This window comes from Thioclava sp. F28-4 (assembly GCF_002020045.1).
Taxonomy (GTDB): Bacteria; Pseudomonadota; Alphaproteobacteria; order Rhodobacterales; family Rhodobacteraceae; genus Thioclava; species Thioclava sediminum.
Genome location: NZ_MPZQ01000029.1, coordinates 1 through 11398, shown reverse-complemented (window position 1 = coordinate 11398; position 11398 = coordinate 1). Strand labels below are relative to the sequence as shown.

Sequence of the window (11398 nt, the reverse complement as noted above, 5' to 3'; positions counted from 1 at the left end):
TTCCACTCCTCTTCCAGCCAAGGAAGCGTAGCGGAAAACTCCAGCTTCAAACGGTCCAGTTTCCGGGGATCAGATCATTTCTCCCTCAAGAAGAGCGCGAAAGCGTCCCCGAGAATCGCATCATCTTTGAGGATAATCGCACCCGGAAGCTTTTCCTCGACGATTTGCCGGTAAACCGCGAGATGGGAGAGAGCGCAGGCATATTGACCATCGCTCATAGGGCGACCGAAATATGCCTCGGTGCCAGCGCGATCGACCTGACTTTCGTAAGCTGCTGGCAACCCGGAGCGACCATCGATTGCGTCGAAGAACTTGAATGACAAACCAAGCGCCTCGAGTTGCTTCGAGACCATTGCCCTACGCTTGGCGGCATCCTGCAGGGAGATGACCAAGATAGGCCAGTCAGGTTCATTTTCTGTCGACATTGTTCAGGTTTCCCAGATCAGGTCTGCGAAAGCAGCATAGAAATGTCGACTTACTCGACGATATCTACGTTCTTGCAGGGCAGTGAGGGGCGTCAATGTTGCGGCTGGTGCGACGAAGCAACTTTCCTAATCGAACCTTTTTTGCGCCCGGCGTTTCCAGATCAGTAGCCCGGCCAGCTTCCCAAATCGGCCCCGTCTAATCAAGGAATTGCGCACCCGTCCATCGATGCGGATCGAAGTGCTGCTCAACATCTTCGAACATGTGCTATACGCGTCCTTCGCTGTCTCGAAATCGGCGCTGCGAACGAGCTGTTTCAAGAGAACGCGCATGTGTCGCCCAACGAAATAGTAGAATGCGCTTAGAAATCGGCTCGAAAGGCGACCGCGTTCTTTCTCGAATTCACCAGCGAGCGCAACCAACGCAAAGCATTTGTCTTCGGCATTCTTTATCGCTTTTGAACCAATCAGACTTCCCTGGTGCTTTCGATGCAAAATCCAAGTTTCTGCCACGTGAAAGAAGCTCTCTGCGCGCGATGCAAGCAATGGCATGACAAGCAGATCTTCGTAGATCCTGCCGATCGGAAACGCCAAAGTATCCCCATAGAGCGATCGCCGGTGTATCTTCGACCAAGGATGTAGAGCGCCAGTTTCGAACAGACCGTAAAGCGCCGTCGAGCGATCTTTGATTAGGACATTCGAGGCCCCTTTGAACGTCGCTTTGCGAGTCTGTTTCGATAGAACGACCGTCTCGTTCGAAAAAGTTGCGTAGTCGCACATGATATAGTCAGGTTTGACACGGCTTACGATATCAAGAAGATCGACCATAACGCCGGGTGCCATTAAATCATCAGCGTCGATAAACCAAATATAGTCACCCTTCGCCTTCGCGATTAGACTATTTCTTGCGGCACTCACACCGCTAGAAACATCATGCTCGATGACCAAAATTGTCTCTGAAAAGCGGGATCTAAAGTCTTCAATTATCTTTCGCGAGCCGTCTTTGGAGGCATCATCGAGAACGATAATTTCTATCGCTTCGGCCGCCTTTTCGGGTAACTCATAGATATTGTCGAATATGCTGCGGAGACACTCTGCTAAATATGGTTCGGCGTTGTAGGTCGGCACCAGAATGCTTAACCATTTTGCCTGTTGCTCCGCGTCATGAGCCGAGGAGTTGGATAACACTTCCATTACCCGCGCACCTCCCAGGAGAACTTGGCTAATGAGGAGTTTATTGCGTCGACCAAGCTCATTGAACCAAAGAGGATATCTTCAAGGGGAGGCGCCTAATGCCTCTTACAGGCCTCCCGAGCGTTTGGAAAAGTTCAGGGTATTTCGCCACCACGCCACTCATGATCGTTTCTTCATCATGAACATACCCGTCTCCTGCTCTGTCCACGAGTTCTTCAAGGAAGCGGGCGTTGACCGTCGGCCAGAGATCAATGGACGCAGAGAGGAAGCTTGCGTTCAGCGGCAAAGGCGCACCATGGAAAAACATTGGGCTGGCATAGTGTGCAACCCGGTCGTTAGGAAGCGTCTGATTCATGAAATTCCAATTCGTGCGGCTGCCTTTGAATTTCGCAATTGAAGCATCCACCCAAGCCACGCTATTCACGCCAGCGGGTGCCGAACGGGACAATTCGGCGAGAAGAGGTATCTTGGACGTCCAGATAGTCACCATCGACCGGAACGCCTCTGCACCAGACAGCAAGTAGTCGCGTTTCAGGTGCATCGACATCTTCTCGCGAGCGGGCGTGTCATCATGGTGCTTGCCTTCCGACACCAAGCGCTCACACGTTGAAATTATTGGCAAGACTGCGTCGAACGTCGGAAGGTCCGAAATGGAGATTTTGGCTTTCGATACTTCAATGCCGTTTCTTTCTGCCTCTGCTGCGAAAGTTTCTCCAACATCATTCCCATCATAGAAAAGATGCAAGCGCTTTCCACGCAGAAGTTTCATGGTTTCGGGTAGTAATCTCGTATAGTGTTCCGCATTTCGTTTCCGGTTGTTTTCAATTGGCCAGAAGCCCATGCAATACAGCGCACCGCTATTCTTTTCTATTTTCGGCATCTTCACCTTGCTTCTGGACGAACGCTCACGCGTCTGTGGACTTAGATACTTACATGCATTTCCGCTTCTAGGCCTGCCCGGAATCAGCGGTCGAAAACTCCAACTTCGAACCGTCCAGTTTCAGGGGATCAGATTGAATCGATAGCTTTCTCAGCGATTTCGCGCGCCCGATGTGGCTCCGCGATGATCGCGTCGAGTGCGGCACGATAGCCTGCTACTTTTCTTGCCACAGCTTCATTAGAAAGAGCTTCCCACGCCCAGTCAGCCTCCGCTTCAAGTTCTTCAATCATGCCACCAGAAATCCAGTCGGCAACGGCCATTCGAAATCCCATGGTCCCCTCGGAAATTCCCCCGTGAAATTACATGAGAGATATCACAGAGACATAATCAGGTATAGGCTCCAGTTCGCAGTTGGCGGCAGCGAAGAGATCACGATCGCAGGGCTAAAAGCCTCTGGCAGCCTTGTTGCGCAATGGAACCTCTCCGTGCGTGAGGCCGCGGCTTTCCTCGGGACGTCGGAGTCGGGCCTCGACGATGAGCAGAACTTCGATCCGGAGACTACCCCTCAACAGAAGATCAGTCACCGTCACCTCGTCCCTTTCATTATCTATAAGGCGCTCGGCACCTATTTCGAGGATCCGATCGCATGTGCCTGGATGACCCGGGCCAATACGGGGCCGCTCTTTGCGGGCGCGCGGCCGGTCGATGTCGGGATTGAAGGCGGACTGCCAGCCTTGCTCGAGATTCGGTGCGAGTGCGAGGGCGTCGCGATGGGGCTCTGACCGCCACCCCTCTCAAGCCACCCCGCCCAGCATAGGTTCAGCACACCGATCCCATCCTAGCACATCGCCTCGTCTGCGGCGCGCCCCCCGGGCGGCCGTTTGCATCTCGTCGCGCGCTGGTGCGACGCTTTGGCAAGGATGGCGTGCCATCCGCGCAGTTGGGTCGAGATCCTGCGTCAGCGGATTTCGACCCGACGGAGCGCCTCCCCGGCGTAAGGGGCAGACGATGGTAGCTTTAGCTACCTACAGTCTGTCGCTGTATCTAGCCCACACCGGGGCCGTTTTCGAAATAGAATTTCGCAAACGTTATCAGCACCCTAGGTTATCCCCAGCTTCGCTTCAAGAGAGCCCGATTCCGTTTCGGATTTTCGCTGAGCCTGTATAAATAGGTTGCCATGATCGTAATCAGAGAGCTGCGCCATGGCCTACCAGTTCGTCCATATTCAGACTTACAGCCTCAAGCCGACCCTGGTTCAGAGAACGAAGGATCACTACAACGACCTTAATCAGGTCTTCGGCGAGGCGCTGCGAGACCAGCGATATTCCAGGCACATCGCGACGCCCCGCCCGCCTCAGATCCTGACTGGCTTCGGCTTGATCGCCCCGGCTGAGCTGCGTCGTCTCCATGATGCGCATCGGGCCGAGATCCGGGAAACCGTGCGCAAGAAAGGCGGTGGCAGCTACGAGCGGGGGCTGAAGACGGACGCACCGACGCTCTACACGGAAATCCATTCCCACCCGATCACCTCAGCTGAGTATCTTGGCGGCTCGGAAGAGATCATCGCCGAGATCGAGACATGGACCGATCGCCTGCTGAGGGATTTTCGGGCAAGAATGCCTGAAGGCCTCTCCGCCTCGGCGGTGATGCATCTCGACGAGAAATATGTCCATATCCACGTCCTCGCCGTCAATTTGACAGATCCGAAACTCAGCGCGAACAAGCTGCATGTGGGCAAGGTCGCAGCCGCAGCATTGCGCACCGCCCATGGTCCTGCTGAGGCACTCACCTCCCTGCCCCGTCCGGAGCCCTTGTCGCGGCCGTTGAAACCCAAGCGCCCGAAGCCGTCGAAGAACCGTGTGACGCAGGCCCGGCGGATGAGCCACTATGAGGAGCAGATCGCTGCATGGCAGACGGGCTGCGCCGAGATCGAGCGGCAAAACTCCGAGGCTCTCGCGACTTGGACCTTCGAGAATGACCGCCACCTGCACAAGGCGCGCAAAAACAAAACTGCGAAGAACTCTGAAAAGGCAGCCTATGAGGCCGCGATGGCGTCCTTTCAGGACGACTATTACGAGGCCGTCGGCAAACCCTGTGGCCTGCTGCGCCACGGCCCCCGGAACGAGCGGCTCTCTACAGTGCAATATGCGGAGCGCAAGGCGCATGCACGCCATATTGCGGAGGTTGAAGCCGCACAGCGGGAATTGGATCTTTCGAACAGGACCAAAGCGGAAAGGTTGGAGAAAGAGGAAAAGGCGTTGGGCAAACAGGTCGATACTTTGAAGGAGAGGTTGCAAGGGATCGAAACGGAGAACGAAGAGCTCGTGCGGAGAAAGCAGAAGGTCGATGCAAAAGAAGACGAGATTGCCGAACGGGAGCGCGCGGCAGAACGCCGCGAGCAGGTCGCGACGCGGAAGCTTCAGGAGTCCGAGGACGGTCTCGAGACGATGCGCGACATGCTGGGCATGGTCGAGGATGGGCGCTTTCTGGAGATGAATGAACCGGATCAGTTCCTCCATCGAGCCCCGAAGTTTCTGCAACAGATCGCAGCGACAGAGCCTGACGAACGCAGCACTGTCCAGAAGGTGGTCATCCGCTTCGCAGGCCTTTTGCAACGTGTCGCCACGGCGATGGGCGGCGGGCCGGATAAGGCGCCGCCCGAGACCGACAGGGGGCCGGGGCTCTAAGCCCTACCCGGCTTGCCGATCACGGTGCGTTTTGATGAAAGCAGCCCCCCCGCCTCGCAGCCTTGCTCACGACCTGCCGCGCTCACCAGACCACCGTTTGGAGCTTGCTGGCGGACGCTCTCTGCCACAGACGGCGGGAAACCCAGACCATACGTAGCTGGGCGAGCTCGTTGAGGTCGATGGTGGACAGAACGATCCTGAACGATCGGTAGAAGAGAATACGCCGAAGGCCGAAATCTAAGTTGCAGACGGCACAGCTTCCGCTGCGCGCAACGCGCCCTTTCACGTTACTTGGGCAAGTAGCCATTCTCTTTGAGATAGTCCGTCAAAAGCTTCTCAATCAACGATGTGAGCGATCGTTGATCATCCACTGCAGCGCGATCCGCCGCATCCTTCAAGGTCGGAGTGATCCGGAGATTAACTTGTTTGGTCTTCGGCTCTCGCGACATTTTTGTATATACATCCTCTTTACATTCTAAAATTCGGAGTATATACAAATGCTATACGCCGAAACTGGTCCTCGCCAATGGTTGCAACATTGACGAGGACCGCCAATCCCTGATCTTTCGTGGAGACCAGACAATGACTATTCAAGCCAATACCACTCTCAACGGTGACGTCAAAGCGCCTGAGCGCCACCAGCCTCTGAAGAACGAGCTGTTCGACGAGAACGCTTCGTTCATCGTCTCGCTCGCCTAAGCGCCCTTCCCTTCCATCAATGCCAGAGCGACCGACCTGCGCCATCTCTTGGACGCAGCGCGTGTCCCGATGCGCTTAATTCAGAGGTCACGATGACTCACTACGTATCCACCCCCACCCCGCAGCCGCCCTTTGTCATTCCTCCCGGGAACCACCCCCCTCTTTATATTCCGCGTCGTTCGCGGTCCACGCCAGCGGAAGAGTGGCACGAGGTATCCGGCGAAATCCATGACGCGTGGATCGAGATCGCGATGGATAAGGGCTTTCGCATCGATCGCCGAGTGCGCGATCGCTATCACGTCGTCCTCGAATGTGAGGAATGCGGAGCGCATGTTGCACAGAAGCTCTTCACCCTGCGCACCGCAAGTGTCGCCTGCACAGCGTGTGAGGATGCTCGGCGACGCGAAGCAGCAAGGTTGGCCGGTCTTAATTTCCTCGGCTACGACATCGCCGACGCCAGTTACGGTTTCTATGAGGCAAGCTGTGGCCACACCTTGCGCCGACAGTTCGAGCTCGTCGGGCGGGCTGCTCGAGGCGAAGTGGAAGCGCGCTGCGAGATTTGCCACCTCGCGCGCGAAGAAGACGAAGCGATCGAGCGAGGTTGGGAGCGGCTCGGCGCGGATCTTGCGAATGACCCGAATTACCGCATGTATCGGCACGAATGCGGCCATGAACAACGGGTTGCACGCGCCAACATGCAGAGTGGACATGTCGATTGTGGCGCCTGCGGCGCATCCTGGTCTGCGCGATCTTCCGTCATTTATCTCCTCGATATCCGACACGGCGAGGATCATGTGTTGAAGCTGGGCTACAGCAATGACCCCGAGCGCCGCCACCGCTATCAACTCGGCATTCCCAAAGATGCTTCAGTGACGATCCTGCGACAGGTCGAAATGAAATCGGGAAGCGTTGCCTGCTCCGCAGAAAAGACAATGCACGGCACCCTTACGCGTCACCTCATCGAAGCGGTCGTGCCGCAAACGGAGTTCGCGCATCTCCTGAATACGACTGGCGAAGTATATCGTCCCTGGGCCCGCCCCGAGATTGAGAGTCTTCTCGATGCAGTCGTGCTCGCGCAGGCCAGCGGTGGGGTGAAGGTCTAAGAACCTCTCGCTAGCTTTCTTCCCTTTCCCACCCCGGCTCTTGCCGGGGTGCATCTTCTCTCTGCCTGGAGCTGCCTTATGAAAAGAACCAAAATCACCCCCGCGCCGCCTTGGGCACCCTTCGCCGAACACGTCATCGCCCGGCTTCGGTTGCGCCATGCGCTGATCTTAGACAGCGCATGCGAAAATCCTGGAGAATGGGAGTCCAGTTTCGCGGAGGAAACGAATGGGCCCGCGCCCGTTGAAGATTGGGAGGCCGTGGGGAACTCTACTGGAGAAAACTCATCATGTCGCTCACCTGCCTCCGACCGCGTGGCGCCGAACAGGGGCGCCACCGGCGGAGGTGACAAAAAAATGGGACCCAGCGGCGAGCCTGACGAACAACCGAACGACATCGCGATCCCGACGAACGAACTCTTGATCGCCCTGCAACTTGCGGCCGCGTTCGGGAGCGAGACCGAGTTCCGCGATCAACTCGCTCAAGGAGCGATCACCGTTCTCCACGGTCTCCACACGGATGACATCAAATTCCTGACGTCCGTCATTGAAGACGCGATGTTGCCACCGGGTTGGGCACTCGAAAGAGTCGTTCGCGGCTCGCCGCACCAAACGCTTCTCTTCGCGGAAAGCGGTGTTGGGGCCGCACTCCTCCCGGAGCGGCTCGCGCTTCGTGCGCCGCTCTTCATTGCCCATATCGCCTCTCGCGATTTGCCCAATGCCTACCTGCATCCGCCCTGCAAACAGGTCACGCTACTACCGCCTGACGCGGATGTTTTGATGTTTCTGCTGCGTGCGAGCCGCGGGGACATGGAAGCGATCGACGAAGAGGCAATTCGCGCCACTCTGCCCTCGCCCGAAGCGATGGCCAAATTCAGTCGCGAGCAGTGGTTGATCGCACTACGTGCACCGACAGCCCACGCGGTCGCTGAGCGGTTCGCAGGCTTCACCGAGAACCGCGCAGGAAAGTCTTTCTCGGGAAGGGTCCTACCTGATCTTGAGGCCATGGCAAAACGCACTCCGGTTCACGCGGAAGCGTGGCGGATGGTGCGAGATCTCGCTGCCTGGAAGGCAGGAGAGGTCGACTGGTCGGAACTTACACGCTCGCTTCTCCTTCATGGCGCACCCGGGACCGGTAAAACTTGGATTGCCCAAGCGATGGGCAAAAGCGCCGGCGTCGCCTTGGTGCAGACCAGTTTCGCGGAATGGCAAGCCGAAGGACACCTCGGTCACATGCTGGCCGCTATGCGGAAAAGTTTTGCCGAGGCGCGCGCGGCGGCGCCTTGCGTCATGTTCATCGACGAGATCGACGCCGTGGGCAGTCGTGAGGATCGTGATCCGCGCAACAGAAACTATCGCGACCAGGTCATCAACGCATTCCTCGAAGAAGTCGATGCGCTCTCCCGCGAACCAGGCGTCCTGCTTGTCGGTGCCTGCAACTACCCTACCCGCATTGATCCAGCGATCTTGCGACCGGGACGCTTCGACGTGTCGCTCGAAGTGCCGCTACCTGATCGTCACTTCCTGGAAGCCATGCTGCGTGACGCGCTTGCGGGAATGTTAACCGACGCGGATTTCGCAGAAATCGCGCGCGTCGCCGTTGGACACACGCCTGCCTCGCTCGACGCTGCGATCCGGGCGGCGAAATCTGATGCCAGACACAATGGCCGAATGCTCGATGCACCGACGCTGCGGACGTTTCTGGGGCATGGCGAAGAGACGTCAGGAGACCTGAAGCGTATCGCCATGCACGAGGCTGGGCACGCTGTCGTCGCCGATCTTCTTCGTCCCGGCTCAGTTCGCAGGGTCCAAGTTTCTCCACGTCATGGCTTTATCGAGCGTGCGCCCGCCCCTGTTTCGATGCTGCAAACTGACATCGAAGACCAGGTCGTAGCACTCCTCGCTGGCCGAGCCGCAGAGCATGTTCTTCTCGGCGCAGTGTCGAACGGATCCGGAGGTGGGAGCCGATCGGACCTTGCGCTCGCAACCGAGCTCTGCACCGCCATTGAGCATAGATACGGAATGGGGAGCGAGGGGTTACTGTGGAGCCCAGACGATGCTCTCACCGTAGTGAGCCCGCCCGCGCTTCGTTCGCGCGTCCGGAATCGGCTGGACACCGCATGGCAACGCGCATGCGGTTTGGTCCGTGAGAATGCGTCAGCAGTCGAGGCGCTGGCTGCTTGCCTCATGGAAAAACGTGAGCTTGGAGAAGATGGGCTGACCCGGTTGTTTCGACCGCACGATCGCCTGGCGACCTGAATAAATTGGACGACGTCCTAGTCGTGGCTAAATCCCGCAAAACGCACTCTTGGAAAAACTTTCGTCCATCGAGGCGCTCGGCAGTCATATGCCACCGCCTGCCAGCAGCTTCACGCGTTCCTTGCCAAGAGTGTAAATTCCTTACTTTCGAGTAGGTTATCCACATTCCTAGCTCGCAGGGAGATGGTATCCATGCGCTTCTGTCCTCCCGACGAAGTAGACTACTCCCATCGGCAGTATGCTCAGATGGATCAAGATTTTGGGACGACGGGAGAAGCGAAAAGAACCGGTGATCAAGCGGGAAGCGACCGCGAGTGGGACTTCTGCGCTTGATCCCCACTCTTCGCCGCATCCGTCACTCATCGAAATTGCACGTCTTCTCGCGCGGCAAGCGACACGGGAGTATCCCACCCCCGAGCCGGAGAAATGATAAATGTTCAGATCCGATCCGCTTCGTGCAGCCGTCTATGCACGCTATTCATCAGACTTGCAGTCCCCAGCCTCGATCACCGACCAGATCCGGCTTTGTCGGCGATTTTGCGAGGAACATGGCTGGACGGTCGTTGAGGTTTTTTCAGATGAGGCCATGAGCGGGGCCTCTCATCTAAGGCCGCAATTCCAGCAACTGCAACAAGTAGCAATGCAGGGTCGTTTCGATATCTTGGTTGCAGAAAGCCTCGACCGCCTGTCGCGCGACCAAGAACATATCGCAGGACTGCACAAGCGCATGCGCTTTCTCGGCGTGGGAATACACACGAAAGCCGAAGGCGAGATCAATGAGATGCACATCGGCCTTGGCGGAACGATGTCAGCACTGTTTCTGCGCCAGCTCGCCCAGAAGACCCATCGCGGCCTCGAGGGACGCGTCAGGCAAGGCAAGTCAGCGGGGGGCCTCAGCTTCGGCTATCGCCTCGATCGAAACGCTCTGCCCGATGGCTCTCTCACCACGGGCGATCTCGTAATCGAGCCGACCGAGGCCGCCATCGTGCGCCATATCTTCGAACGCTTTGCTGCTGGAGAGAGTGCGCGGGCGATTGCATTCGAATTGAATGAGCGGAACGTCCCTGCCCCGCGTGCCGCGAAGGGCAAAACCGCTGGAACCTGGTCATTTTCGACGATCTCGGGCAACCGCAAACGGGGAACCGGGATCCTCAATAACGAACTCTATATCGGTCGACGTGTCTGGAACCGGCAACGGTTCATCAAGGATCCTTCGACAGGGAAGCGGCAGGCACGGCCTAATCCTCCCGAACAATGGGTCATCGAGGACGTTCCAGATCTGCGGATCATCGATGACGATCTATGGGGGCGCGCGAAAGAGATCCAGGAGGGCGTCAGAGCCGCCATCAATGCCGATGATCGCCCGAACGCCTTCGGTGCCGCGAGGCGCCCCACGCATCTTTTCTCGGGCCTGCTCAAATGCGCCTGCTGCGGCGCGAACTATATTCTCGTCAACAAGGTCAAATATGGCTGCTCCGCCGCCCGCAACCGGGGAACCTGCGCCAACCGTGCGCTGATCCGTCGGGAGGAGATCGAAGCACGCGTTCTCGAAGGGCTCAAGGCACATCTTTTGCATCCGGACCTGATCGCGGAATTTGTCGCGGAGTTCCAACAGGAGATGCGCAAGGAGCAACGCTCAGCAGAGCACGCACGCAAGACGTCGGAACAGCGCCTCGCACAGATTGACGGCGAGATCGAAAATCTCGTGAATGCGATCATGGCCGGTATGTTCCACGCGAGCATGAAGGAACGTCTGGATGAGTTGGAGGCCGAGCAACGCGCGCTCCAGGACAGGCTTTCCACGATGCCAACGCCCGATCCCGTCATCATCCATCCGGCTGTTGCGGAGATCTACCGCAGCAAGGTGGAAGATCTGACGGTAGCGCTCAATGACAGTGATAGCCGCAGCGAGGCGACAGCCATCCTGCGCGGCCTGATCGAGCAGATCGTTCTGCACCCGGACCCGGACGCACCCAGCGGCCATGTGATTGAGCTTTATGGGGAACTGGGTGCGATCCTGGGATTGGGGGATGGCACAAATGACAAACCCCGCCTTGGTTTGGGCGGGGTGTCGAATTCGTTGGTTGCGGGAGTAGGATTTGAACCTACGACCTTCAGGTTATGAGCCTGACGAGCTACCGGGCTGCTCCATCCCGC

Annotated in this window: 9 protein-coding genes; 5 read left to right on the top strand and 4 right to left on the bottom strand. The window is 57.5% G+C overall.

Annotation, left to right across the window (positions count from 1 at the left end):
• Positions 1-74: 74 nt before the first annotated feature.
• From BMI87_RS21325 to BMI87_RS22390, 4 genes are all read right to left on the bottom strand, one after another.
• On the bottom strand, positions 75-425 hold the full coding sequence (locus BMI87_RS21325) for a glycosyltransferase family 25 protein (protein WP_078523475.1): 351 nt from the start codon (positions 423-425) through the stop codon (positions 75-77).
• 126 nt (positions 426-551) lie between these two features.
• The gene (locus tag BMI87_RS21320) at positions 552-1616 is read right to left on the bottom strand and encodes a glycosyltransferase family 2 protein (protein ID WP_078523474.1); all 1065 of its coding nucleotides are present in this window, start codon (positions 1614-1616) and stop codon (positions 552-554) included.
• Positions 1617-1674: 58 nt separating this feature from the next.
• The gene (locus BMI87_RS21315) at positions 1675-2496 is read right to left on the bottom strand and encodes a hypothetical protein (protein WP_146681725.1); all 822 of its coding nucleotides are present in this window, start codon (positions 2494-2496) and stop codon (positions 1675-1677) included.
• A 128-nt stretch (positions 2497-2624) separates the two neighbouring features.
• Entirely contained in the window at positions 2625-2816 is a 192-nt protein-coding gene (locus BMI87_RS22390) for a hypothetical protein (protein WP_146681724.1), read from the bottom strand.
• Between the two features lie 165 nt (positions 2817-2981).
• On the opposite strand from BMI87_RS22390, the gene BMI87_RS21310 reads away from it, so the two are divergent.
• The 5 genes from BMI87_RS21310 to BMI87_RS21280 all read left to right on the top strand — a co-directional run bounded on the left by BMI87_RS21310 (position 2982) and on the right by BMI87_RS21280 (position 11366).
• Positions 2982-3278: a DUF2384 domain-containing protein gene (locus BMI87_RS21310; protein WP_146681723.1), complete on the top strand. Its 297-nt coding sequence runs from the start codon at positions 2982-2984 to the stop codon at positions 3276-3278.
• A gap of 420 nt (positions 3279-3698) precedes the next feature.
• Complete coding sequence (locus tag BMI87_RS21305) at positions 3699-5183, top strand: hypothetical protein (protein ID WP_078523471.1); 1485 nt, start codon at positions 3699-3701, stop codon at positions 5181-5183.
• 791 nt (positions 5184-5974) lie between these two features.
• Entirely contained in the window at positions 5975-6985 is a 1011-nt protein-coding gene (locus BMI87_RS22385; RefSeq protein ID WP_146681722.1) for a hypothetical protein, read from the top strand.
• A 78-nt stretch (positions 6986-7063) separates the two neighbouring features.
• On the top strand, positions 7064-9241 hold the full coding sequence (locus BMI87_RS21285; protein ID WP_078523467.1) for an AAA family ATPase: 2178 nt from the start codon (positions 7064-7066) through the stop codon (positions 9239-9241).
• A gap of 433 nt (positions 9242-9674) precedes the next feature.
• Positions 9675-11366 (top strand): recombinase family protein, encoded by a 1692-nt coding sequence (locus BMI87_RS21280; protein WP_078523476.1) that lies wholly within the window; start codon positions 9675-9677, stop codon positions 11364-11366.
• Positions 11367-11398 lie beyond the last annotated feature (32 nt).

Bases quoted from the DNA above. Each gene is read 5' to 3' on its own strand.
- BMI87_RS21305 (WP_078523471.1), top strand. From the start codon at position 3,699: ATGGCCTACCAGTTCGTCCATATTCAGACTTACAGCCTCAAGCCGACC.
- BMI87_RS22390 (WP_146681724.1), bottom strand. From the start codon at position 2,816: ATGGCCGTTGCCGACTGGATTTCTGGTGGCATGATTGAAGAACTTGAA.
- BMI87_RS21320 (WP_078523474.1), bottom strand. From the start codon at position 1,616: ATGGAAGTGTTATCCAACTCCTCGGCTCATGACGCGGAGCAACAGGCA.
- BMI87_RS21280 (WP_078523476.1), top strand. From the start codon at position 9,675: ATGTTCAGATCCGATCCGCTTCGTGCAGCCGTCTATGCACGCTATTCA.
- BMI87_RS22385 (WP_146681722.1), top strand. From the start codon at position 5,975: ATGACTCACTACGTATCCACCCCCACCCCGCAGCCGCCCTTTGTCATT.
- BMI87_RS21315 (WP_146681725.1), bottom strand. From the start codon at position 2,496: ATGCCGAAAATAGAAAAGAATAGCGGTGCGCTGTATTGCATGGGCTTC.
- BMI87_RS21285 (WP_078523467.1), top strand. From the start codon at position 7,064: ATGAAAAGAACCAAAATCACCCCCGCGCCGCCTTGGGCACCCTTCGCC.
- BMI87_RS21325 (WP_078523475.1), bottom strand. From the start codon at position 425: ATGTCGACAGAAAATGAACCTGACTGGCCTATCTTGGTCATCTCCCTG.